Consider the following 24,165-nt stretch of genomic DNA (forward strand, 5'->3'; position numbering starts at 1 on the left):
AGATGAATGACGAAAAGAAGCGAATCCTGGAAATGCTCGCCCAGGGCAAGGTGACGGTGGACGAGGCCGAACGACTCCTGAAGGCCTTGGACGAATCCACTCCGGTGGAACCGGCCTCCGAGGCCTCTGTTGAAGCTGGAAGCATTCGGCGGAAGCCCAGGTATCTTTGCGTGAAAGTGGATTCCGGCGGGTCCAACGGAGGGACAGGATCCGGAGACAAGATCGATGTGCGGATTCCGTTGGGGCTGGTCAAGGCAGGCATCAAGCTGAGCTCGATCATGCCCGAAAAGGCCAAAGCCAGGATGAACGAGAAGCTCAGCGAGCAGGGTATCGATATTGATCTGGACAATATCAAGGGACGGGACCTGGACGAGGTTCTCGCGTGCCTGTGCGATGCCAATATCGACATCAAGGGAGACAAGGACACCGTCCGGATCTACTGCGAGTAACCCGGAACCGGCATCGATTTGCCTCTAGCCAGCCGGGTTCTTCCAGCCTGACACCTGGATTGGCAATCCGGGTTTTCAGATCGGTGGGCTCTCTCTCACAAAAACGCCAAGCGTTTTGCTGGCGAGGCGTATCAATCCGCTTGGCGGATTGATGGTGCCCCCACCGAGATTTGTTCACGATCCCGCACTGCGGGAGAGAAGGCCTTACACTCGGATTGCCAATCCCAGTTTGGAGCTTGGTGGGCACTCTCTCGCAAGAACGTTTCACGTTTTGCTGGCGAGGCGTATCAATCCGCTTGGCGGATTGATGGTGCCCCCACCGAGATTCGAACTCGGATTAACGGTTTAGGAAACCGCGGTTCTATCCATTGAACTATGGGGACAAATAAGTCATGTTCAGCCATTTAAGAGTTCTCAGATCTCCAAGATTGACTCCGAGAGTCACCTGTGAGAGTAACCTAGCCAACTTCCCATGGCTAAATCACTCAACGAACAGGATGAAAACTCGTCGCCATTCGTGAAGGTTGGAGAGTGCCTCTACCGTCGACGAACAACAAAAGGTTATTACGCATTGCTTAAGCATGCAGGCAAGCAGGTTCGTCGGTCTCTTAAGACGACAGATCCAGCCCTCGCAAAGCGACGCTTGGCCGATCTCAAGCTGAAGATCGGAGCTCTCTCGAAGCGACCCGATGCGGCAAGCGTGAGTTTCGATGAACTCGCCAACCGATGGCTTGAAACCCTCAAGCCACGATTGAAGCCGAAATCCTTCCAACGTCGCCAGAACAGCATCAACCAGCTTCGCCCCTACATCGGAACCCTGACGATCAAACAGCTATCTCCGGAGATCTTCGACCGCTGGGAATCTGAGAGAAGCCCTGGCATTGCTGCATCCACATTCAACAACGAGCGGGAATCGATCATCTCTGTTCTGGATTATGCCAAACGCGATGGCTTGGTCCTGGAGAACCCCGCCTTGGTCCTGAAACGCCGAAAGCTTCCCAAGTCGGCAGTCTGGATTCCCACAAAGGAGCAATTCAGCCTTCTCGTGAAGACGCTCCGCATTTCGGGACCACGTTTCGTCGATGCGGCCGACCTCGTAGAGCTCCTGGCCTATTCGGGTATGCGATTGACAGAAGCAACCTCGATGCGATGGCGAGACATTGACTTTGAGAACGGGCGATTCGTCGTGACTGGGGGCGTGACAGGCACCAAGAACCACGAAGAACGGGTAGTCCCGCTATTTCCGACTCTTCGAACGTTCCTCGAGAAGGTCCGTGAAGAAGACGCTCCAAAGTCCGATCAATCCATTGTGCAGATCGGAACAGCCATCAAGGCACTCGCAAGTGCCTGCAAGAAAGCCGGGATTCCCCGCTTCACGCACCACACGTTGAGGCATTTCTTCGTAAGCAATGCGATTGAACTGGGGATCGACTTCAAGACGATTGCCTCATGGGTCGGCCACAAAGATGGCGGGCTTCTCGTAGCAAAGACCTACGGGCACCTCCGTGATCACCATTCGAACGAAATGGCTCAGCGAATGACGTTCAGCGCATAATGATGTCCTCGAAAAGCGAATACCAAACTCCCCTGACAACTCAGGACCTCCTTGAAATTCGCTTGATCGAACTCGCGACATACCTCGACGGCGAAATCGGTGACGATCAATACCCGCTTTGGGTGCGCTCAAACGGAGCTTTTCTCGCAAAAAAGATCGCCCCAAAGATCTGGTTGAAGCGAGCAAGTGCAGATCCCAATGCCTTCATGAAGGGATTGATCACTGGTTTTTGCCTATGGCTCAGTGACCAACCGATTGATTCGCTTTTGAGAGACGCCAATCACACCAAAACTGGCAGGGTCATACGAACCTCCGGGATTCCAGACCTCGCTCGAATCAGGCTCTGCGACGCTCTCCGAGTAGCCCCAAAGATTCCGGATCACGTAAAGAAAAAGACAAAACAGACTGTTATAGCCGCCTTTCAAGCAGGAGAACACAGATCCCCATTCTTTCATGGATTCGCCATCGGGCTCGATTTCACGGAATCCTTCGATGAGATCGAGCATACCAGGCACAGAGTCGGACCTTCCGGAAAACTCCCCTTGCGGATTTACCTTTGGCTTAGGTGGCCAGAATTTGAAGCCATGAGCAATATCTCTAGGGCATACGAGAGGTGCAAAGCCGCCTTTGATTCGATTGGCGAAAGCGAGATCGTTGGGGATCAAGATTCATTTCGGCGGTTTTGTAATCGCTTGGGGCTTTCCTACAAGGAGACATAGCATGCCAAAGAGGGAGGACATTTTCGGCAGCCGAAAATGTCCCTGAGTGCGCTGAAGCGATCTCTGTCAAACTGGAGGAGTATGAGAAATACTCCAGATAACCACTATCATCCAGAGCGACGCCGTCTCGCTCTTTCCCGTCATGAAGCCGCAGGTATTCTCGGCATCAGCCCGATCAGCATTGATCGGCTCGTCAAGCGAGGGCTCCTGAAGCCTTCTCGCGCCACCCGTCGTCCTCTCTTCCCCGTATGGGAACTCGAGCGCTTTCTTCGCGATACGTCTAAGGAGATCAAGCTATGAACAACCATCGATGGATCCCAAAGAAGACACTCGAGAAACTGGATAATCCGGCCTCATCGGGTGCCAGGCACCAACAAATAATCGAGATTTCGTCCTCACTTGTCTCCTGCGGTTTCGGTGACGACCAGATATTCACCATGCTTCGACCAAATTACGACTCGGGTGTCAGTGATTCCGAAATCCTCTCAATCATCAAATGGGCCAGAGCGAAGATCGGTACCAATCCAGCAAACGGCTTTCGTCCTTTAGGTCGAATCGCGATATTGCCGCCAAACCAGAGGCGTCCCTCACCTTCGAGAGACGCGAAACCCCGAATCAATCCCGTTTGTGCCATTCATCGCTATTTGGAAGGCAAATACATCGAGGAAGCTGACCTCTGGGAGATTTCTCCAATCCGGCCACTGGATTCATACAAAGGCGATGCTTTCCTCTTGATTTCGAACCTATTCAAGCAAGGGGAAATGGTAAATATCGTTTCCCAGTGCCGATTTGAAAATGGAAAAGCGACCCCTTTGGGATACGGGGAAACGTTAACAAGAGGGGAATGGCTCTCGCGAATACGGAACGGAAAGCTCCCGAACGGCAAAGCGGGGGTTTGGATTAGGCCAAACCCTATGGACGGGAGAGGCGTCTCCGACGAAAACGTGACTTCCTTTCGATATCTGCTTGTTGAATTCGACGAAATACCGCTTTCCGATCAACTCCCATTCGTCGCTCGTTTAAGGCTTCCAATTTCCGCGATAATCTCCAGTGGAGGAAAGTCCTTTCATGCTTGGGTTCGAATAGCTGCAAAGGACCGAAACGATTTCCGAAAACAGGCAAACCTGATTTTCAAAGTATTGGCCCCATACGGGCTAGATACTTCAAACAAAAACCCCAGCCGTTTGAGCCGACTACCGGGAGTCCATCGAGAGATCGGAGGAAAAGGCGACAATCGCCAGCGCCTCATTTATCTGAACCCAAACCCGACAATCAGGAGGATCTTCGAATGAAGATATCGGAAATAATCGGTTTCGCCCGGGAAATGGCCACCTCCGAACCTGAAATCGAAACCAAGGTTTCATTGCCGCCTATCGAGTTCCGCAAACCAAGCGAGATCCTTGCCTACGTGCCACCTGAAGGTTCACTCATGGTTGGCGATCATCACATCGTCAAAGGTGCAATCTCAGTCCTCGCGGGAGCCCCAGGGGTGGGTAAGAGCCGAGCAGCCATAGCTCTGGCCATAGCAGGAGCTACAGGCAAATCATGGTTCGACCTCAACGTTCATCAGCGCTTCCGAACGGCAATCATCCAAAGCGAGAACGGACCTTTCCGCCTGAAGAAGGAACTCGAGGCGATCGGGATTCCCGGCCTCAACGAATTTATCCGCATTTCGCCGCCCCCTGAAGGCTCTCTCAACTTTTTCGAGCCCGGATTCATTCTGGCCGTCAGAGAAATGAAAGAAGAGTTCTGCCCAGATTTGATCGTAATTGATCCATGGACGGCGACCGTTTCCGACGACAAGTCAAAGGATTTCAGAGAGACCATCAACCAACTCAGGTTCGTGATCGGAAACAGTGACAGAAGCCCCGCCATCCTGATCATAGCCCACACACGAAAGCCAAAGAGCGGCGATTTGATTCCACAGGGCAGAAGCTCCATGCACGAGGTCGCAGGGTCCTATGTCCTAACTTCGCACTCACGCTCAGTTTTCAACCTTTTCGCTGCCTACGACGATCCGCAAGACGATCGGGTTATCTTCATCAACTCCAAGAATAACGACGGCGAGATGGCTCCCCGATCGGCATGGCACAGAAAGAACGGCCTCTTTGAACCGTGCCCCAACTTCGACTGGCAAGAGTTCGAGCAGCAGCACGAACGAAAAGGGAGGGCCATGGTAAGCCTATCGGACATTAGAGCGATCTTCGATGGTCCGACAAAGAATATGAGGAAAAGCAAAGCTGTTCCAAAGCTCATGGAACTTACCGGATGTTCAAATTCCGTTGCCTACGAAGCCCTACGGATCGATGGGAAATTCGCCAATCATCTCGAGAAAGTCGGCGATTTCATCTGCCTGAGGCAGCCTTGATTTTTCCGAGTCCGAGCCCCCCTACGGGAACTAGGACTCGGAAAATGAGTCGCTCCGATCTGACGAGGCCCTTCAAAACGTCCCCTAAACGGCATAAGCTATTGACCGATAGGTTCTTGATCGCTATTCACAAACTTGAACAGGAAGCCCCATGAAAATCGCCAAGGCCGTCGAAAGTATCGGAACCATCACTGAACTGAAACGAATTTCGAGCGCTTATGTGATCGATTATCGAAACTTGTCGGATGATGACGTCCGAAAAGCTCTTCTGAAGACTGCACCACAGTACTACTTCGCGACAAATGTTCAGTCGGCTCTCGACAGTCTCTTCTTTCACCAGGACCGGCAACACCGAATACTCTCACGCCTTATCCTAAAGGAAGTCCTGCTTAACGAAGACAATTTCCTAGCGCCCAAAAAGGAAACCGAGGACTCAATAATCAGCTATGAACAGTCGATCGTTGATCGATCAAACGAAGACCTGATTCAAAAGACCAGTCAGCGTTCAAACTCGCTTGAACTCTTCAAGTTCCTGGTAGAAACCGCTTGGGAGAATAACGCTTCGATTTCGATAGATGAAAAAAACCTTCTAGAAAAGGTTCGATCACGCCTCAAAATAACCGAGGGAGAATACCGAATCCTTGAGGCAAAGCTTGGCAAGTTTCCAAAGGAAGGGAACCAACTTCACACGCGATCAGAAATCGAAGAAACAAGGCGTCTGCTCCAGACAAAAGGGATTCTCTTTTCGATTCGCAACACAGACGGAACCGATTTCGACCTTATCCCCGAAGAGATCGCTGAAGTTCTTCGGAGCATTCTGGGAATCCAAATCAAGAGGCACGGATACAGTGAGATGCTTGCCTACAAATTCGTTCGCTCAAAGAAATACTGTCGAGACATTCTCACGAAGTGTGAGATCGATACAGAAAAGAACCTCACCCTTGAAGAGCTACAAAAAGTCATAATCGGGCAAGTTCCGCCAAGCAAGCTTCTCGGAGGTACCTCACCTCGAGACGGGCTAGACATTTCAGACCTCAAGAAATGGTGTTCCGAACTAAATCTCGCGGTTTCAGGGACGAAGCCGGAAATGATAGAACGAATCATCCATTTCTACGATAACCTTCTGCAGAAAGACGATTCAATCGACGACGAACGAGCGCTTTGGTACGAGCATTTCGAACGTTTCGCAGCTCGTGACCTAACATTCCTTCGCGGACAGCAATTGATTGAAAAAGACTTGGAATGCGAATCCCACTTCGAGGACGCGACGGATTTCTTGTTCGAAAAGCGATTGCATCACAAACCTCTAGAACTTATCGGGTCCGCTCATCCGGACGGCATGCTGTCCTATCAAGACAAGATCATCTGCTGGGACAACAAATCGAAAGAGACCCCAGTTCACCTAAAAGATCACCTGAAGCAGTTTGAAGGATACATAAAATCCTCCGAGCGACCCGTGGCTGGCTTCTGGGTAATTGGTCCAGATTTCACCCCTGAATCAAGCCTGCTTGCGATGCAATTCACTGTAGAATCCGGTGTCACTATCACGCTTATCAAGGCAAGCGAACTAAAGAGCATCGCCGAGAGATGGGAGCAGAAATTCGGTTCTTCTTCAGACGAACCATTCCCACTGGGCTATCTAATACAGCCGGGTTACCTAAACTCCGAACTCATTGCCGCATTCTAGGTAGCACAATCTGCCTCTTCCGACTCAAATAATAGCTTCAAAACAGCCGTAGACATTGACTAGAATGACCACACCCGAGGCGCTCGAAAAAATCAATAGAGCAATCGGCACCCTTAAACACCAAATAGAAGCCGACAACACGGCGGGTTTCTATTCAAAGAACCGCCTACTCGAAGACCTATTCCTCCCTATTTTGAGGATCGTACTACACTCTCCTAGTCTTCGTAATCTCAATCAAGAGTCAACGAACTTCCCACACGTGGATCTAGCCGACGATCAGGAAAGGGTCGCTATCCAAGTCACAACCGAGCGAACAGCAAAGAAAGTGACTAGCACCATTGAGGGATTTATTGATTGTAACTATCACAAGCGGTGGAGCCGTTTAGTGTTTCTCGTTCTTTCAAACCCAGACCCCAAATACAATGGTACCTCCAGAAAGAATTGGGCACGATTAATTAGTGGAAAGTTTCAATTTCATCCGGAAACCGATGTCCTTACTCCATCCACACTTTACGCCAATATCGCAGCTCTACTCCCCTCCGAAATCTCACAAATCCAAGAGATCTTCAATCAAAGCATTTTCGGAGAAAATCATATCGATATAAGAGCTCGACTTGAAAGCTCTGCCAATCGCCAACTTAGATATGAAATAGCAACCCGGAAGTATATCCCGGACATCTTTGTCGATACGCCCGCTGTAAAGGAAATTGCCCGCCATTTCACCCATCCCACTCTCTTCTTTCACCGAACCCTCGATTCATTTCGAAGACAAAATATCTTTCACACCCAGGAACTCGCTCGAAAATCTGGTCTCCCAGAAATACAGCTTCCCGATTTCGGCGAATTTGAAAACCTCTCTTCGATTGATGGAGTCGAATTGGCGGCCAAAACTCTCTCGAAGGAGCTTCGCGACCTCCTAGAGCTCTTTGAGAAGTACAAGAAAATTAAGTACAATGCTCCTGATATATTTCCTATTGAAGACCGCTGCCGCAATTTCTACGAACAAAATATCTTCAATCTACAGAACACCGGCAGTAGTTGGGTATATAATCTTAGGGAGTTGCTTGTTGAACTTTCCGTCATAGAAAAGAAAGTGTTCATACTAACCGGACGGGCAGGACAAGGAAAGACAAACTTCGTCTGCGACTTCATCCAGAACTTTCTGATACCTCACGATATTCCCTGCGCATACCTTAGCGGTCGGAGAATCGGCGCCACCTCAGAGAAGGGTATCTCAAGCGAGTTGACGCAAATCACCTTTGGTAGTGCCGCGAAATCATTCTCGGATTGGGCAAGTATCGTAAACAGCTATGCGATTAAGATCAACAAGCCCTTTGTAATCGTTATCGATGGACTGAACGAACATCACCGATTGACCGAATTCGCAGAGCAACTTGAATATTTCATAGATACGATATCCGACTATCCTGCTTTCAGGCTGTTGCTTACCTGTCGATCAGAGTTCTTTCGCCAGCGTTTTGAGCGCCTCACAGAGACTCCGACCGCCGAGAGAGTCTTTTACTTGAGCAAGCGAACGCCAACAGGATGAAGACTTCTTTGAAAAACTGATCTCCGGTTACTTTCGCTACTTCTCAGTTATCGAAGATCGCGTCTCCCAGCACGCGAAAGATTCACTGAGAGGTGACGTACTCCTTCTCCGGTTTTTCTGTGAGGCCTACGGAGCGAGAGACAAAGAGAAGGACTATTCCCAACCAAGGATTTCGAATATTTACCGTGAAGAGATTTTTGAAATTTATCTTGAACGGAAGCTCAAAGCCGCAGGCCCCTATCTTGAGAAGATTACCAAAAGAATTGATCCCCGCGGATCAAGCGCAGAGTTACGCGCTGTTTTAGAACAGATCGTCGGCTCGATGATACAAACCGGAAGCTTCGTAGATATTCCTTTCTCAACTGTCCCAGCGGAGAAGCGAGACGCTCTCTTTGTATTGTTGGATGAAGAGATAATCCTCAGGCGAGATATACCTGACCAAAACGAGGTCTTTCCAGACTCAGACGGCTCGTTGAACTTTACGTTTGATGAGTTTCGGGACTTCCTGATTGCTCAGTATCTTGTCCGAAAGTCCTGGAAGAAGAACGCCTCTGATTTTCAAGCTTTTGTGCAGCTATGCCAGCCCAAAGATTCACAAATCCTCGAGGGTATAAAGAGGTTTCTTTTTTACGCTTCTCGTAAGGCTAATAATCACGAATTTTACCAATACTATCAACATGAACCCTGGTACGCCGATGTCTACAGTGTTGAAGTGTTTAATGTTGATACGTCGTTACTACTTGATGACGACAAAACGCGTGTGACAGATCTACTCAGCGCACTTGAAAAGGAATCGCAGGAGGTAGCACGCAGATTAGCGGTTAGATGGAATTCCAGAGTCTATCCAACGCTTGGCTTAGGACTCTTGATCGACTTCGTTACTTCCTCACCTCCGAGCTTCTACTCCTATTTGCTACTAGAAACTTTTATCGAGAAGGCGCATATTAATGATGGTTCAAGCGTCAAAGCATTTTGTCATTTCATTTCTGATTCTATCCTTCCCGATTTCGACCCCTCTGCCTCCTCAGCTAGTGAATACCTTTTTAAGTTTCTGGTTCTCCTTCTGCCTTGCGGCGGCGGAGAAGATCTGAATAGCGATGCAGGTTTGGTTTACCGCAGTATCCTAGAAAACCATCGAGAGTTTGGGCTTGCATTACTCGAGGGCGCTTTGTCCTATCCTTTTAGTGAGTTACAGCCATATCTTTGGAGATTGTTTTCTGTCGTGGCACCCGAACTTGAATCCGATTGTCCACTGATCGAACGAGCCCGCGAAGAAGAACATCGGCTTCGATCTGAGGAATCAACTACCCGTCGCGAGATCAAACGTTTTCTCTCTCGAATCGGTCGTAAGAAAGTTGATCAGATATGATTATACCGCTTGGTAGCGACGAATCGCAGCGGCGCCCGTATCTCGTTTGCCTGAGTGGACCTGTTGAGATTGCTGAGATGCTCTCACGGGCCAAAGTCAGCGCGGGTTCCTATGCGGGAGCTCTCGTGACCTCATTACACGACGGAATTTTCCGGATGGCTCTCGACTTGCGATATGATTTTCTCCGATACTACTCCGTAGAGTATAGAACGTTTGTCGAGTTCCTACAGAATCGATATACATTTCCGGAAGAGTCTATTCTTCAAGCAGATAGGTTTTTCGCGAAGGAATACCGAATCTACTTCTTTTATCCATATCAATGCTATCTCGAAGAGGAATTTGGCTTTGAACTCCTAAAAAGGATATTTCCGGAGGAATCGAAATGAAAATTCGGGCAGGCTTCGTCACAAACAGTTCTTCCACCTCTTTCTTGATCATTTCCCAGGATGATCTCAATCCCTCAGATTTTCTTTCACTTATGGGCGTCGACAAAGCCTCACCTCTTGTCGACCTCTTCCTTAGGTTGTTTGAGGATTTACTTGAGGGGATATGTTCCAATGTAGACTTTGCCCATGTAGACCCCAATGCTCCTGTGGACAAGTGGTTCTCGCACCGGCCGGAAGGAATGTCTTCTTGGATGATTGAGAAGCTTAAGGACGCCCAACGACGAGGCCTTAAGGCATACTATGGATTCCTAGATAGCGAGTCGGATTCGGTACAGATGTTCTTTTGTACAGACTCATTTGAAGCTGAGAGTGATAAAGTCTATATTAACGCGTTAAATTGCATTTGGTAATGGATTCGGCCCGCTTTATCGTAAAACGTTTTGCCAGCCAAAAGTACACTGCTGTATTCAATCCGAATTCCGGCTTTTTTGCCCGGATTGAAGACGCTAACACGGAAGAACCTTTCTGGTCTCACCACGGGCCTGAGCTCTTGGATATTGCGATCACTAATTGGTGCGACAAAGGCTGCTCATTTTGTTACCGCAAGTCTGATCGACTAGGAACTCACATGGCGTTGTCCGACTTCTATGAGATTCTCAGGCAAGCTAGAGAACTGCACGTCTTCCAGATAGCACTTGGAGGAGGGAATCCCAATCAGCACCCCGATTTTGAGGAGTTCCTGAGGCTATCTCGAGTGGAGTTTGGAATTGTCCCGAATTATACGACAAACGGACGCGGTCTCTCTGGAAGCGTCGTTCAAAGCACCGCGGATTATTGTGGAGCCGTAGCCGTGAGTGCATACCCTCCATACACGGAGACTTCGGAAGCTGTGTCCTTGCTGACGGAGCATGGGATTAGCACGAATATCCACTTTTTGCTGACGAGTAAGTCGATTGATACAGCGATCGAATGGCTGCAAGACCCGCCTGAATTTTTAGAGAAAGCGAATGCGATTGTCTTCCTTAACTACAAACCTATCGGTAGAAATCCAGATACGAACTTGCTTTTGAATCGGAGCCCAAAGCTTTCGGAGTTCTTTGAGTCGGCGACCAGCAAGCGCTATCCGTTTAGGATAGGTTTTGATACTTGCTGTATTACGGGTCTAGCACGGCTTGGAAAATCTCCCGAAGTGTGCCTAGAAGGCTGCGATGCCGGTCGATTTTCGTTATTCATTTCTGAGACGCTGGAGGTCTACCCATGTTCTTTTATGGTTGAGACACAGAACAAGGGAGTTTCGCTTAGAAATAGCTCCATGGCGGATATCTGGCGGCAACACAGATCTCTTGTAGAATTCCGTAGTAAGCACAGGGGATCTGGATGTTCGACTTGCTCGACACCGAAACTCTGCCTCTCCGGGTGTCCTCTTTTTCCGGAAATGAACCTTTGTCCTGAGAATTGTTGCAATAGTTGAGCGTGAATTGCCTTGCTTCTGACTATCTGATTTGGCGATCGCCCCGGTCCATTTTTGGGGGAGCGCCTCAAGCCTCATTGTTTCGGATTCATTTTGTGGTGGCGGAATTCGTACTTTCAAGAAAGGTCGTCGGTCGTACTAAGTAACCCGGAGAGTAACCCAACCGAGAAATTTGGGCTAATTCAGGATGATTCCAGAAGTAACAGATTCCCAGCAAATCGTTGATCGACATAACGCAACGAACTTGGGTAAACTCAGGAATATTCCGGAAAGACAGCTGGTTCAAATTAGGAAACCGCGGTTCTATCCATTGAACTATGGGGACTTCCGATTTGGGCTGAACGAAAGGACATTTCGAATCATCCGCCGTCTCGGGTCAAGAGCGAGAATTCTGGTGAAGGGATGGAAGAACCACCTAAAGGGAGAGTTCACGGATACGTCCAGTTCAACTCACCGACGAGGGTGCTCAGAAAGAGGCCATTCACCAAATGGCAAATACCTATCCGTCGGAATGAAACTCCGCAACTGATCGCCTATCGAACCCCTACTCCAGAGCCGCCAATTCGTCGCGGAGCATCTGTACGAGCGGCCGAACGGTATCCGCTGAGAAGTCAAACTTACATCCTGCTGCTTCGAACAGTTCGGGCAACGGACGTGAACCACCTAGTGCTAAAGCGTCGCGATACCGCCCCACTGCGTCGACACGATCTTTCCTTGAATTCGCCCACACCTGCATAGCGCCGAGTTGTGCGATTCCGTATTCCACACCGTAAAACGGATAGGAAAATATGTGCAACATACGATGCCAAGCAAACCGCCTCACACCTTCGCAGCCATCCCAAGAAACATCGCCGCCAAATCGTTTTGCGATACGGATCCACGCATTGCCGCGTTGTTTCTGCGTGTGATTCTTGTGTGTATAGACCCAATGCTGAAACGCATCGATCCTAGCAACTACAGGTAATATCGCGACTATGGACTGAAGATTTCTGATCTGCGCGCGTTTTGCATCGGCCTCCCCGTAAAATGCATCAAGGTAATCGCCGCCGAGAAGTTCCATTGCCATTGAAGCAACCTCACAGAATTCGATCGGTACTTGCCTATATTTGTAAATGTCCTCGCCACGGGCGGCCAGGACGTGAAAGGCGTGACCGGCTTCGTGCAATAGCGTGCTCACGTCACGCTGCATCCCGACTGCGTTCATGAAGATGAACGGCATACGCGCCTCGCTCAAGGTTGATTGATAGCCACCCGGCCTCTTCCGTTTCCGACTTTCGAGGTCCAGCGTTTTTCTCTCACGCATCAGCCGGAAATATTCCCCTAGCTCTTCATCGACCTTATCGAATATCTTCTGAGCGCCATCGAGCAATTCGTTGACAGTCTCAAACGGTCGCAACGGCACCTGATTCAACGGATCAACGGACATGTCCCAAGGGCGCATTGTTTCTAGGCCCAATTGCTCCTTCCGCTTCGCCTGCAAATCCTTCAACAGTGGAACGAATTCACCTTCTACCGCATCGTGAAACGCTTCGCAATCTTCAGGCGTGTAGTCGAAGCGTCGACGCAATTTAAAGGCGTAATCGCGGAAATTGCGAAACCCTGCGTTCGCCGCAATTTCCTGCCGTAGCCGAATCAGGTTGTCGAATATGTCCTCGAATTCTTCCTTCTCTTGCAAGGAACGTTTTGCTGTCAACTCCCAAGCCTCCTGTCGAACCACCCGATCCGGTTCCTCTAGAAAGCGAGCCATTTGCATCACTGTTCTTTCCTCACCCCGAAACTCAACCGTAAGAGCGCTCAGATTCTTCTGATACTGTTGACTCTGTTTTGACTCCTCTGTTTCCAGCGGCACATTCTCTTCTCGAAATAGTTCCACCGATTGAACAATATCGCGATCATAGACGAAGTATCGCTTCCGCGGTAATTCGCTTCGGCTCGGGTGATTAAGAAATGCCTTTTGGAGCCGGAATTGCCGCGACTTCAGCTGTGGCTCGATTTCAACTAGGAAGTGCAGATAGGCTTTCTCGGCATCTGTATCGTCCGTGTGGCAACTCATCGCGATGTAGCGAATAGTCGATTCCTGAGCCAATGCCGCGGACAGTTCGCCCGTGTCGAGAATCCACTGTTCCAGTGCGGCCACGTCGCTGGCGTCACTGAGGCGCTGTTCCAGTTGGTCGAATAACGGTTCGATCTGTGACCATTGACCCAGGTCAACGTCGCTGGGAACGAATTCTCTGGGCTTGAACGGATCCAGTTTCCCAAACGGCAACAGACTCATGTAGTCTAGGCTGTCAAGAATTCGAGAGAAGCGGAAGATCATTCTGTCCCACCGTTCGCATCTACTGAGATTGAGAACCTTCCGAAAACCGATCCCCATCTTGCATCAGAATCCTCTCAGATTGATTCGGTTTGGAAGTCAGAATCCGGACCTTAGGACTGCTATCGGTTTTCGATTGGTATTCAGGAACTAATTGCCGCGAAAAATTCGTTTGGATTCGACGATCTACTTCGAGCGGAATCGGCGTCGTTGCTTCCAGAGTGTAACCGACAGAGTAACCCAGCCGAGAAATTTGGGACAATTCAGGATGATTCCAGAAATAACAGATTCCCAGCAAATCGTTGATCGACATACCGCAGCGAACTCAGGTAGACTCAGGAACATTCCGGAAAAACAGCTGGTCCAAATTAGGAAACCGCGGTTCTATCCATTGAACTATGGGGACCCTGCCATCCAAGAGGAAGGGGCATTTCTGGGGAATCCCGGGTCTTCAGTCAAGGTTGGGGTCGGTGGCTTCTCAACCGAACGACGGTCGGGTCCGTTTGGGCTTCAGACAGTGAACCAACATCTGTAGACGATCCGATCCAAACCCGCTGTATGCCAAAATCCTGGGGCCGGCCCCTCTATGCCGTCCTTCCAATCGTCACGAAGGTTCCTGAAGCCGCGCACAAAGAAGCCATCGGATAACCTGTCCCCCGAAAGCTGGACATCGCAATTGTTAGTCTGGCCAAGTTCGATCGGGCACCTAGAAAGGCGTCCGAAAGCATCCAAAGGACCCGGCAGGTGAAATTGGGTCAATACGGAGAGGTAAAGTCACTCTCCTGATTGTCGTGAGGCAGTGCACTCCACGCCCATTCCGGAAGATCACGCAGTTGCTCCTCAGTCCCCTAGCAACACCCATGCGCAACCACTCCTCAACCACTTCTTCAAGACGGAGTGACGACTCTCGATGCGGGCTTGGCGAACCGTCTGGCAACACGCGAGAGCACTAAATAGGGTCAGCGTTTTACTTTTGCGTATTGACCCCTTTCCGCCGCCCAGAATTGCAGCCTGTGAGCCTAGCAAAGGAATTCATGGCTAGTTCAGCTTCGAACCATTTGGTCATTCGATAGTTACGCAGTTACGAGCAGTCCCCAACTTTGATGAATTCGTAGCCAACTTGCTCTAAAATGCGAGCCCAGACCTAAACAAACCTAAAAAAAACAGGCTTTATTTTTAAATAGTCGTCGCAATTTTGTACTAATTTGTTTTTCTTTTTCACAAATTAAAAAAATCAGGTGATTTTTTTGAAATTGTCGGAGAAACTAAAAGCAGATGATTTTTCTGTCGTACGAATCTGAATGAAAGCCACAGACCTGAAAGAAACAGCTGCTGGAAAGGCTGTGCAGACAATCCGCGGATTTCTGGCATTTGTACCAGCCCAATTGCCCCCAAACCTTAGCTTCGACGCCGAAACCGTGATGCGGCTCTCAGAGGCTGATACCGCACTTGCTGAGTTATCGGGACTGGGGCGAATCTTGCCAAATCCACACCTGCTTATCGCCCCCTTGATTCGCCGAGAAGCGGTTCTCTCCTCAAGAATCGAAGGAACCCAAACGAGTTTCGAACAGCTACTCGAAGCGGAGGCCAGTGATGAAAATCCCAAACCGGACGACAAGAACACAGATTTGCGCGAAGTTCGCAATTACGTCCTCGCATTGGAGTATGGCCTAAAACGCCTACCCGAGCTTCCTTTGTCACTACGTATGGTCAGGGAGTTGCATGAAAAACTGATGCAAAACGTCAGAGGTGACACGGCGACCCCTGGACAATTCAGGCGGGATCAGAACTGGATTGGCGCCCCAGGAAGCACACCTGCTTCGGCCCGTTACGTTCCACCACCGGCAGATGAAATGGACACGCTGCTGAACAACTGGGAAAGCTACCTGCACGATCGCGACACTTTACCAGTGCTGGTCCAATGTGCGATTATGCATCAACAGTTTGAAGCGCTTCACCCTTTTCTTGACGGAAACGGACGAGTCGGACGGTTGCTCATTACCTTGTTCTTGGTCGAGCGAGGTCGGTTGAGTCAACCATTGTTGTATCTGTCGGACTTCTTCGAGCGGAATCGCACGGCATACTACGATCAACTGCTTAGGGTCAGCACAGAAGGCGCTTGGATCGACTGGATCAGATACTTTCTGGTAGGCGTAAGGGACACTTCAATCGATTCATCGACCCGCGCCAAAAGACTTCTCGAAATGCGCGAAAACTTGAGGCAGGAAGTCCCCGAAGCCTCGCTGCTTGTCGATCAACTGTTCGTCAACCCATTTACCACAAACCAACGCGCCGCCAAGGCCATGGGAGTGACCGTTCCTACAGCTACGAAAGCCATAAAGAAGCTCGAATCAATCGGGTACCTTGTCGAGACATCAGGCCGGCAGTGGGGGAAGACCTACCTCGCTAAGCAGATTATGGATGCCCTAAACGAGCCCGTGCGAAAGGACTGATAGATCTAGCACGAGATTATTTCGTGCCGACGCTAGAGTGTAATCATGAGTGTCACCCTATAGCAAAACTCCAGGTGACTCCGGGGAATGTGAGAGGCCCGTTTTTGGTCGCGGAGTCGCGGATACTGAACTAAGGACTATGGCTGACTCCTCGGGATGGCTCAGGCCGATTGGGCAGCACCAGTTTAGGAAACCGCGGTTCTATCCATTGAACTATGGGGACCCTGCCTCTTGCGGGCGTAGCGGACATTTCGGGCCAATCCGGATCTTGGGTCAAGATCCGGATTGGCCAATAGACACGGCGGAACGTCTTCAGCCAGATAACGACTCAAGCCCGGACAGGAAAACACGGTCCCGCTCATCAGGGTAATCAAAACCAAGGGCCGCCCCCTTTGTTCCCTGCGCGGGCTTGCAGAGCCCGACGCAGTCTGCAAGAAACCACCCTGCAGAATGCCCCGGTTCCGGTCTTCCTCCGGTCTCCCGTCGCCCGGGCCTTCCAGAAAGCCAACATCAACCGGCGGAAACTGTCTGACTCTCTCCGGGCCAACTGATCGGGTCCAACCAGGCCCTCTCCGTTTTGAACATCGGTGGGCAGGATAAAGGCCTATGCCGGAAATACTCAGAGCCCCTGAACTCTCCGCAGATGACATCCCCGAACTGGATGCTCTGTTCAGGATCTGTTTCGGTGGCATGGCGTTCACAGCCGGTCCACCCGCCGACCTCAGGGCCATCCACAGGGTCGGCTCACGGATCGCTGCTTATGCTGCCGTCTCCCTTCGGCGAATAGCTCTGCAAGGATGTCAACGCGAGACGGCTATCCTCGGTCTGGTGTGTGTTGATCCGCAATTCCGCGGCAGGAAATTGGGCCATGAGGTCATTGCTGCACTGCAGGCAGCCATTCCCCTGCCCTTCATGCTCAACTGCGGAGCGCCTCTGGTCAGTTACTACAATGCCATCGGATATCGCAAGATATCAGACCGGGCTTCCTATACCCGATCGGGCGGCGTGGTGATCGACAATGATCCAGTCATGCTCAATCCGAACGGTCAGCAAGCCGCAGCCGTCATGCAATCAGCCCCCGTCTACCTTGGTAGGGACTTTTGAGAATCTGAAGGCGATCCAACAGGACGCGAGCCACTCAGCTTTGACGCGGAGGTCACCACTTGGCGTGCCTTCGAAATGCTCCGCCGGAAGATTGCCCGGGGAGGCATGCCGATTGCGATGCTGCCTGCGCCGGCGTTTCGGCGATCTCGGCAGGAGAGCATCGACTTATGACGATTGGCCCTTTTCCTGAATCCTATGAAGCAATGGCAACTCGGCCGGCAACCCGGCTGGCAAAACCTTCAGCTCGTCGAATGCCCTGAGCCCTCGCCCGGCCCGGGCGAGGTGTTGGTGCGGCTGCGGGCAGCGAGCCTGAACTACCGCGACCTGATTGTGGCAAATGAGCAGGAACGGTTCACGCCCGGCCGCGTGCCCCTGTCCGACGGCGCGGGCGAAGTCGCGGCTGTCGGCGCGGGCGTCACCCAATGGAGAGTCGGCGACCGGGTGGCCGGGACCTTTTTCCGCGACTGGCAGGGCGGTCGTTTCTCGATGAGCTATCACCAGGCGGCGCTGGGCGGTTCGGTGGACGGCGTGCTGCGCGAGGTGGCGGTTCTTCCACAGCACGGTCTGGTCCGGCTGCCCATCGACTACAGCTACGAGGAAGGGGCGTGTCTGCCGTGCGCCGGGTTGACTGCGTGGACAGCGCTGATGACAAGGGGACAATTTCAGCCGGGTGACACTGCGCTGCTTCTTGGAACAGGCGGCGTTTCAATCTGGGGACTGCAGATCGTTGTCGCTGCCGGTGGACGCGCCATCATCACCTCCTCCAGCGACGAAAAACTCAAACGCGCCGCCACGCTCGGAGCGTGGGCGACGGTGAACTACCGGACCCATCCCGATTGGGAAAAGGAAATCCACCGCCTCACCGCAAAGCGCGGCGTGGACCATGTGCTGGAAGTTGGCGGACCACAAACGCTGGGCCAGTCGCTCGCCTGCGTTGCCGCCGGTGGTCACGTCGGACAAATCGGTGTGCTGACCGGTTTCGACGCCGCGCCCACCACGCTGTTCCCGCTCGTCGCCAAGAATGCCACCATGAGCGGCATTTACGTCGGCTCGCGGGAAGCCTTTGATCAGTTCATCCGCTTTCTCGAGGCCACGCGGATCAAACCCGTCATGGACCGCGTATTCGATTTCGCCGACGCCCGGGCCGCCTACGAACACATGAAGAGCGGCGCACACTTCGGGAAGGTCGTGATTGCCGTCCAATGATGTCCGGGAGGGGAACCTTGCATGCGAATCGAAAGAGCACGGCCAATCGAAAACGGCAACGGGGTCGTTTCCTTGCGGGCCCTTCGCGCAGAATTGTCCTGGATCGACAGGCAGCGCCGGTTCCTGGAGGCTACGGATGAAACTCCAAATGCCCGATCATACAACCCAGACCCAATGACTTCCACCGCACCCAAGACATGAACCTGCGACCAATCATCACCTTACTGGCAGCGATTGCTGGAGGATCGTTCGCCCTTGCCGAGGCCCCCGCCATTTCCGCTTACAAGGCGGAACTCATTGCGTTGGACAAAGTCTGGATCGACGCTGAGGTTAACCGCGATCCGGCTGCGCTGGAGCAGATCCTGGACGAACAATTCCTCGCCACGTTCCCATCGGGCAAAACCATCGACCGATCCGCCTATATCGACTGGATCATGACGAGTGAGATCGAGCCCTTCGAGGTGACCCAGGACGAAATCCGGCTGCATGGAGACACGGCCCTGGTAATCGACAGCACCCTCGATCGTCTGACGAAATTCACCTACGTTGCGGTCAGAAAAGAAGGAAAATGGCGGGTGATCTCGGAGACCTTTACCCATTCGTCACCGCCAGAGTGACTGGTGTGAGCGGCGGTCTCCCGAGAACGGAGCGATCCCCTTGACTCGTCGAAAGTGAGCCGGAGCCCATCCCTGGACCCAAGGCCGCCCCTGCCATCGAGCCGGCGATGTCTTCCATTCTGAAGGCTGTCCTGCCCGGGACCGTGATTCATAGACAAAAAGCGTCCTGCCCCCCTTCGGCCGGACCTCGGATTCGAACGGGATCACCAGGAATCCGGCCGTCAGTTGCAAGACTTGCGGCATCACGCAGGCTGACAGGTGACCTGCAATCCAGCCGTGCCGGATGCCGCTTCCGTTCACCGGCCCCTACCGGAGGAGGATTCTATCCGGAAACCCGACGTCCCCGGGCGATGCGTCAACCCCGGGGCGGCGCTACGCGCCACGCAAGGAGGACCGAAAAGGGGTCAATACGCAGAGGTAGAATCGCGACAGAGAAGGTTGATACGCAACGTTGAGACCCGGGCCCACGAAGTCATATCTTTCTCGGACTGACGGGTTCAAGGATAGGTGAGCCGTAAAAACCTACGCCAATAGCCCTTTTGAAACAGACGAATCTGGTGCGCAGCTCAACCCGGACGGTCCTCCGGCGGGTTCACCGAATCGGCTTTCCACAGCATTGATCAACGGCCGCTTCCACCCTACGATGTGGCATAGCTGTCACGGAGATTACGATTTTGCATCGCGGATGGGAACCATGAAAAATGTCCGCTACAAGGGAAACGCTGTCTCTTTCACCGAGTACGGCAGGCCGAGCGGATTCCCTGTAATTATCCAGCATGGCTTGATCGCCAGCATCGAGGACGGCCACCTGTTCCAACCTCTGGTTGACGCCGGCTTGAGACTTCTTTGTGTGGCCCGTCCCGGATACGGAAGCTCGACTGCATTTGCCCTTCGCAACATTGCTGAGTGGGCTGCGGTGACCGAGTTCCTTGTCACTGCGCTCTCTATGAAGCACTTCGACATTCTTGCCATGTCATCAGGCGCTCCCTACGGATATGCCATCGCGAACGGCCTCCGGTCCAGAACAAGGAATCTCTTCATCTTCAGCGGCACGCCCGCACTCTACAACGAAGAGGTCCGGGCCATCTGGCCGTATCCTCTCGACGGCGACCGCACACTACCGGAATTGCAGCAACTGGCCCATGAGCTGTTCTTCCCGGGTGTGTCGGAAGACACCACGGTGGCCAAAGACGTCCGCGACTCCATGAGGAACAATTGCTTCGGTCCGGCACTGGACCTCTTCTACGTGGACAGGACTGGGGGTTTTCGCTGTCGAGCATCGAGGTCCCGGTCACCATGCGGCATAGCCGGGAAGACCACGAGGTGCCGTATGCGTCAGCAGAGATAACCGCCGGGTTGCTTCGCGACTGCGAACTGAAACCCGACCACGGAGGGCACTTCTCTGCCGAGGATCTGGAACGCTTCATCCGCAACAGAATGCTGCCACTCTGCTGAGTCGGCCCACCATGGTCGGATACGCGGGTGACTCCGGGGAAAAAGGGAGCGAAATAAAACCCGCAAGGGGCCGTCAACGCGAAATATTGAGTTCCGCTCTTTCTGACTCTACTGATATTCTGATCGACCGATCTTCGCGGACCGAACCGGACGCTTCAAGCGAATGGGATCCGCTACTTTGGGAAAAATGCGCCACTCCCTGCGATGTTTTCAGAAGAGCGCCAATCCGGCTTCCAATTCAATTGAGCGGTGCCTTCGCCGGGATCGGTATCATCCGCTTGGATATTGAGCCGGAAACTCGGCCAGGGACCTCCGGCCAGATCTTCGAGCGCCGCCAGGGGGGTTGGAAATCTCCGCCGCATGGCCGTTCTCATTCTCGCGGCAGGCATAGCGAGTGCCCTCAGGCGTCAAGGAAGGGGTCACTCGATTCTCAAGGTCCGCGGTATGGACCCATCAGACCATGAAGTCTGGACGTGTCAATTTGACCCTTTTACGATTGACCCCTTTCACAAAAACCTGCTCAACGGAAGACAGAAAATGAAACCACCCCTACCCCTACTTCTCGCGCTCAGCACCGGAGCCCTCTCCCTCTTCATGACGGGCTGCACCTGCAAGGATTCAGCAGACTCCGAGGCGCTTCTGGCGGCAGACCTGCAGTTCCATGAAGACCTGGCCATGTATGTGACTACCTGGGACCAGATCCTCAACGAGGGGAGAATCGACCTCATCGATGAGGATCATTTCACCCCAGGTATCACCTTGGTCGCCAGCCCGGAGAACATTGTCGGGATCGAGGCCTTCAAGGAATACTACCAGAACTTTCTGACAGGCTTCTCAGACATCGAGTTCACCGTCGATGACGCTTTCGGGCAGGGCGACAAGATAGTCAAACATTGGACGTTCAAGGGAATCCATACAGGGGATTTCTTTGGCATTCCGGCCACCGGGAATCCGGTCATCCTTGAAGGTGTGACCCTGGTGAGGATGAAGGACGGCAGGATCGACCGTGAGCAGGACTTTTTCGACAATCTCGAATTTCTGCAGCAACTTGGGATTATCCCAAGAGAGTAGAACTGAAGAGAAGGAAACCGGCGGGCTCCTGAAGGGGTCACCTCTGCCTCTATCTTCAGTCCATGAAGCGGGGAGAAACTGAAAACTGAACGCCGCCTCAACTTCGCCGTGCTCCTCCTCCATTGCTCAAGATAACTCCGGCTATCCCTGTTGCTCATGTGTTCTGTTGCCACTGATGCCTTCGTCGCCGACGACGGCCCTGTTTACGAGCTGAGAAGCTATACGGCGCTTCCTGGCAAGTTGCCCGATGTCATCGCCCTGAGTCCGATTGCCCGCGCTCTTTTTGCAAAATACGGCGTGGTCGGTGTTGGCTACTTTGTCCCGGTGGAACAGAAGAACGGGGACAGGTTCGTTTACATCCTGAAGCATGCCAGCCGGGAGGCTGCCGCCGCTTCCTGGAAGGCGTTTCGGGCTGATCCGGAGTGGATCGCCGCCCAAGTGGCGAGCGGTTGGCCCGAGAATGTCATCAATGCGTGGGAGTCGACCTTCCTCGCCGCCACGGACTACTCGCCCGCGGAGATTCCCGCCCTGAGTGCCAGCCACGTCTATGAGCTCCGCACCTACACCTGCAATGAGGGCAAGCTCGACGACCTCGACGCCCGTTTCCGCGATCACACGATGAAGCTGTTTTCGAAGCACGGCATGACCAACGTCCTCTACACGCACCCGACGGATGAAGACAAAGGGGCCGGGCGCACGCTCGTGTATCTGCTTGCCCATGACAGCGTGGACGCCGCCAAGGCCTCCTTCGATGCCTTCCGCCAGGACCCCGACTGGGTCACGGCCCGGAACGCCTCCGAGGCCAACGGAAAGCTCCTGGTCGACGGTGGAGTGAAGACTGTCTTCCTTGAGCCGTTGCCCTTTTCGCCGCTGCAGTAGAGCCCTCTGAAAGGGGTCACTGTTCCATAGTCCATCTTCCCGGCGGATTTCGACTGTTGATCATGACCCCCGTTTCACGATCTTCTTGTTGCTCATGTTTGATTCTCCGAAAGAAGACTCTTCCATGTTCGAGAAGACACCCATGCCGGGTGCACTCAGGACGGCTACCGGCCAAGCGGACCAACAAGGGATGCGTGAGTGCTTGACCTGCGTTGATGGCCTGAACCAATAGGAGGTAAAGGATGACGAGAACACTGATCCACAACGGCACGCTCATTGATGGCCGAGGCGGGAATCCATTGCCGAACGCAGCCGTCCTCATCGAGGAGGGTCGGATTGTTGCAGTGGACGATGTCGAGTCCCTGAAACTGAAGGACGATCCGGATAATAAGATCGATGCGAGAGGTGGGTTCATCCTGCCGGGCCTGATAGACACGCACGTGCATCTTACCCTCGAGGACTTCAACCTCGCCCGAGCGATGGCAACGCCTTTCTCACTGCGGTTCTACAATTCAGTGATCTACATGCGCCGGACGCTCGATGCCGGTATCACCTCTGTCCGGGATGCGGCCGGTGCCGACGCGGGTCTGAAGCAGGCGGTTGAAACAGGGGTCGTCGCGGGCCCCCGCGTGCAGATCAGCACAGCGGCGTTGACCATAACCGGAGGACACGTGGATTTCTGGATGAGGTCGGGCAACGAGTTCCAACTCCTTCCGGCCTACCCGGGGTTTCCCGATGGTCGCTGCGACGGGGTAGATGGCGTGCGCAAAAAGGTTCGCGAAGTGCTGCGTGCGGGTGCGGATGTCGTCAAAATCTGCACCACCGGCGGCGTCATGAGCCCAACCGATCATCCTGACTTCACCCAGTTTTCCCCAGAGGAGATCGAGGTGGTTGTGCAGGAGGCCGCCTACCGTCGCGGCACCAAGGTCATGGCCCATGCACAGGGCGTTGAGGGCATCAAGAACGCGGTGCGGGCGGGGGTTCACTCCATTGAACACGGAGTCTATCTTGATAATGAGGCGATCCAGCTCATGCTCCAACACGGCACCTTCCTGGTGCCGACCCTGCTGGCGCCACTCGCCGTGATCGAGACTGGAGAACAGCGTGGAATGCCCGATCACGCCATCCACAAGGCCCGTGAGGTTCTCAACGCCCATAAAGACAGCATCAGTCGCGCGCACAAAGCCGGCGTCAGGATCGCCATGGGAACCGACGCCGGTGTCATGCCCCATGGCACCAACCTGCGCGAACTGGGCCTGATGGTCGACGTGGGTATGACGCCAATGGAGGCGATTGTCGCCACGACCAGGACCGCAGCCGAATGCCTCGGTTGGCAAGACCGGGTCGGTACGGTGGAGGTCGGCAAGCTGGCGGATATCGTCATCGCAAAGAAGGATCCGCTGCAGGACATTCGCTCACTTGAGGATCAGGACAATATCGTGTTGGTGATGAAAGGCGGAGACGTGGTGAAAGACAGAGGCACCCATCCCCGCTGAATGCGGCCCGGAGCACC

General features: G+C 52.8%; 19 protein-coding genes and 1 tRNA gene. 16 read left to right on the top strand and 4 right to left on the bottom strand.

Going from position 1 to position 24,165, the window contains the following annotated elements; all coding sequences use genetic code 11:
• The first annotated feature begins 2 nt into the window (after window positions 1-2).
• Window positions 3-449, top strand: a complete 447-nt coding sequence (locus R3F07_15900; GenBank protein ID MEZ5277865.1) for a hypothetical protein — start codon at window positions 3-5, stop codon at window positions 447-449.
• 308 nt (window positions 450-757) lie between these two features.
• Here R3F07_15900 and R3F07_15905 read toward each other — a convergent pair.
• Window positions 758-832 (bottom strand) — tRNA-Arg (locus R3F07_15905).
• Between the two features lie 89 nt (window positions 833-921).
• On the opposite strand from R3F07_15905, the gene R3F07_15910 reads away from it, so the two are divergent.
• Window positions 922-2,004 carry a tyrosine-type recombinase/integrase gene (locus tag R3F07_15910; GenBank protein MEZ5277866.1) on the top strand — a complete coding sequence of 361 codons (1,083 nt, stop codon included), beginning with the start codon at window positions 922-924 and terminating at the stop codon, window positions 2,002-2,004.
• A 233-nt stretch (window positions 2,005-2,237) separates the two neighbouring features.
• On the opposite strand, the gene R3F07_15915 is transcribed toward R3F07_15910, so the two are convergent.
• The gene (locus R3F07_15915; protein MEZ5277867.1) at window positions 2,238-2,669 is read right to left on the bottom strand and encodes a hypothetical protein; all 432 of its coding nucleotides are present in this window, start codon (window positions 2,667-2,669) and stop codon (window positions 2,238-2,240) included.
• Window positions 2,670-3,019: 350 nt separating this feature from the next.
• Between R3F07_15915 and R3F07_15920 the strand changes: the two genes are divergently transcribed.
• The 5 genes from R3F07_15920 (at window position 3,020) to R3F07_15940 (ending at window position 9,696) form a co-directional block, all read left to right on the top strand.
• Entirely contained in the window at window positions 3,020-4,015 is a 996-nt protein-coding gene (locus R3F07_15920; GenBank protein MEZ5277868.1) for a hypothetical protein, read from the top strand.
• Window positions 4,012-5,091, top strand: a complete 1,080-nt coding sequence (locus R3F07_15925) for an AAA family ATPase (protein ID MEZ5277869.1) — start codon at window positions 4,012-4,014, stop codon at window positions 5,089-5,091. Before R3F07_15920 ends, R3F07_15925 begins: the two co-directional genes overlap by 4 nt.
• A 151-nt stretch (window positions 5,092-5,242) precedes the next feature.
• Window positions 5,243-6,778, top strand: a complete 1,536-nt coding sequence (locus tag R3F07_15930) for an SAP domain-containing protein (GenBank protein ID MEZ5277870.1) — start codon at window positions 5,243-5,245, stop codon at window positions 6,776-6,778.
• Between the two features lie 64 nt (window positions 6,779-6,842).
• On the top strand, window positions 6,843-8,327 hold the full coding sequence (locus tag R3F07_15935; GenBank protein ID MEZ5277871.1) for an SMEK domain-containing protein: 1,485 nt from the start codon (window positions 6,843-6,845) through the stop codon (window positions 8,325-8,327).
• Window positions 8,328-8,649: 322 nt separating this feature from the next.
• Window positions 8,650-9,696, top strand: a complete 1,047-nt coding sequence (locus R3F07_15940) for a hypothetical protein (GenBank protein ID MEZ5277872.1) — start codon at window positions 8,650-8,652, stop codon at window positions 9,694-9,696.
• A gap of 255 nt (window positions 9,697-9,951) precedes the next feature.
• Here the strand turns inward: R3F07_15940 and R3F07_15945 are convergent, their stop codons facing one another.
• Window positions 9,952-10,134, bottom strand: coding sequence for a hypothetical protein (locus R3F07_15945; protein ID MEZ5277873.1), 183 nt, complete (start codon window positions 10,132-10,134; stop codon window positions 9,952-9,954).
• Between the two features lie 357 nt (window positions 10,135-10,491).
• Between R3F07_15945 and R3F07_15950 the strand changes: the two genes are divergently transcribed.
• Window positions 10,492-11,553 (top strand): radical SAM protein, encoded by a 1,062-nt coding sequence (locus R3F07_15950; protein MEZ5277874.1) that lies wholly within the window; start codon window positions 10,492-10,494, stop codon window positions 11,551-11,553.
• A 544-nt stretch (window positions 11,554-12,097) separates the two neighbouring features.
• On the opposite strand, the gene R3F07_15955 is transcribed toward R3F07_15950, so the two are convergent.
• Window positions 12,098-13,870: a M3 family oligoendopeptidase gene (locus R3F07_15955; protein MEZ5277875.1), complete on the bottom strand. Its 1,773-nt coding sequence runs from the start codon at window positions 13,868-13,870 to the stop codon at window positions 12,098-12,100.
• 1,298 nt (window positions 13,871-15,168) lie between these two features.
• On the opposite strand from R3F07_15955, the gene R3F07_15960 reads away from it, so the two are divergent.
• The 8 genes from R3F07_15960 (at window position 15,169) to R3F07_15995 (ending at window position 24,148) form a co-directional block, all read left to right on the top strand.
• On the top strand, window positions 15,169-16,320 hold the full coding sequence (locus tag R3F07_15960) for a Fic family protein (GenBank protein ID MEZ5277876.1): 1,152 nt from the start codon (window positions 15,169-15,171) through the stop codon (window positions 16,318-16,320).
• A 606-nt stretch (window positions 16,321-16,926) separates the two neighbouring features.
• Entirely contained in the window at window positions 16,927-17,424 is a 498-nt protein-coding gene (locus R3F07_15965; GenBank protein MEZ5277877.1) for a hypothetical protein, read from the top strand.
• Window positions 17,425-17,619: 195 nt separating this feature from the next.
• A complete protein-coding gene (locus tag R3F07_15970; protein MEZ5277878.1) occupies window positions 17,620-18,630 on the top strand; it encodes an NAD(P)-dependent alcohol dehydrogenase in 1,011 nt (336 codons plus the stop codon).
• A 197-nt stretch (window positions 18,631-18,827) separates the two neighbouring features.
• Window positions 18,828-19,247 carry a nuclear transport factor 2 family protein gene (locus R3F07_15975; GenBank protein ID MEZ5277879.1) on the top strand — a complete coding sequence of 140 codons (420 nt, stop codon included), beginning with the start codon at window positions 18,828-18,830 and terminating at the stop codon, window positions 19,245-19,247.
• A gap of 685 nt (window positions 19,248-19,932) precedes the next feature.
• Window positions 19,933-20,595, top strand: a complete 663-nt coding sequence (locus R3F07_15980; protein ID MEZ5277880.1) for a hypothetical protein — start codon at window positions 19,933-19,935, stop codon at window positions 20,593-20,595.
• A 644-nt stretch (window positions 20,596-21,239) separates the two neighbouring features.
• Window positions 21,240-21,773: an ester cyclase gene (locus tag R3F07_15985; protein MEZ5277881.1), complete on the top strand. Its 534-nt coding sequence runs from the start codon at window positions 21,240-21,242 to the stop codon at window positions 21,771-21,773.
• Between the two features lie 156 nt (window positions 21,774-21,929).
• Window positions 21,930-22,652 carry an NIPSNAP family protein gene (locus R3F07_15990; GenBank protein MEZ5277882.1) on the top strand — a complete coding sequence of 241 codons (723 nt, stop codon included), beginning with the start codon at window positions 21,930-21,932 and terminating at the stop codon, window positions 22,650-22,652.
• A gap of 242 nt (window positions 22,653-22,894) precedes the next feature.
• Entirely contained in the window at window positions 22,895-24,148 is a 1,254-nt protein-coding gene (locus tag R3F07_15995) for an amidohydrolase family protein (protein MEZ5277883.1), read from the top strand.
• Window positions 24,149-24,165: the final 17 nt, after the last annotated feature.

Source organism: Opitutaceae bacterium, assembly GCA_041395105.1.
Classification (GTDB): domain Bacteria; phylum Verrucomicrobiota; class Verrucomicrobiia; order Opitutales; family Opitutaceae; genus B12-G4.

What these genes read in the sequence shown, in the direction of transcription:
- R3F07_15900 (MEZ5277865.1), top strand. Translation starts at nt 3, where the DNA reads ATGAATGACGAAAAGAAGCGAATCCTGGAAATGCTCGCCCAGGGCAAG.
- R3F07_15910 (MEZ5277866.1), top strand. Translation starts at nt 922, where the DNA reads ATGGCTAAATCACTCAACGAACAGGATGAAAACTCGTCGCCATTCGTG.
- R3F07_15920 (MEZ5277868.1), top strand. Translation starts at nt 3,020, where the DNA reads ATGAACAACCATCGATGGATCCCAAAGAAGACACTCGAGAAACTGGAT.
- R3F07_15925 (MEZ5277869.1), top strand. Translation starts at nt 4,012, where the DNA reads ATGAAGATATCGGAAATAATCGGTTTCGCCCGGGAAATGGCCACCTCC.
- R3F07_15930 (MEZ5277870.1), top strand. Translation starts at nt 5,243, where the DNA reads ATGAAAATCGCCAAGGCCGTCGAAAGTATCGGAACCATCACTGAACTG.
- R3F07_15935 (MEZ5277871.1), top strand. Translation starts at nt 6,843, where the DNA reads ATGACCACACCCGAGGCGCTCGAAAAAATCAATAGAGCAATCGGCACC.
- R3F07_15940 (MEZ5277872.1), top strand. Translation starts at nt 8,650, where the DNA reads ATGATACAAACCGGAAGCTTCGTAGATATTCCTTTCTCAACTGTCCCA.
- R3F07_15945 (MEZ5277873.1), bottom strand. Translation starts at nt 10,134, where the DNA reads ATGATCAAGAAAGAGGTGGAAGAACTGTTTGTGACGAAGCCTGCCCGA.
- R3F07_15950 (MEZ5277874.1), top strand. Translation starts at nt 10,492, where the DNA reads ATGGATTCGGCCCGCTTTATCGTAAAACGTTTTGCCAGCCAAAAGTAC.
- R3F07_15955 (MEZ5277875.1), bottom strand. Translation starts at nt 13,870, where the DNA reads ATGATCTTCCGCTTCTCTCGAATTCTTGACAGCCTAGACTACATGAGT.
- R3F07_15960 (MEZ5277876.1), top strand. Translation starts at nt 15,169, where the DNA reads ATGAAAGCCACAGACCTGAAAGAAACAGCTGCTGGAAAGGCTGTGCAG.
- R3F07_15965 (MEZ5277877.1), top strand. Translation starts at nt 16,927, where the DNA reads ATGCCGGAAATACTCAGAGCCCCTGAACTCTCCGCAGATGACATCCCC.
- R3F07_15970 (MEZ5277878.1), top strand. Translation starts at nt 17,620, where the DNA reads ATGAAGCAATGGCAACTCGGCCGGCAACCCGGCTGGCAAAACCTTCAG.
- R3F07_15975 (MEZ5277879.1), top strand. Translation starts at nt 18,828, where the DNA reads ATGAACCTGCGACCAATCATCACCTTACTGGCAGCGATTGCTGGAGGA.
- R3F07_15980 (MEZ5277880.1), top strand. Translation starts at nt 19,933, where the DNA reads ATGGGAACCATGAAAAATGTCCGCTACAAGGGAAACGCTGTCTCTTTC.
- R3F07_15985 (MEZ5277881.1), top strand. Translation starts at nt 21,240, where the DNA reads ATGAAACCACCCCTACCCCTACTTCTCGCGCTCAGCACCGGAGCCCTC.
- R3F07_15990 (MEZ5277882.1), top strand. Translation starts at nt 21,930, where the DNA reads ATGTGTTCTGTTGCCACTGATGCCTTCGTCGCCGACGACGGCCCTGTT.
- R3F07_15995 (MEZ5277883.1), top strand. Translation starts at nt 22,895, where the DNA reads ATGACGAGAACACTGATCCACAACGGCACGCTCATTGATGGCCGAGGC.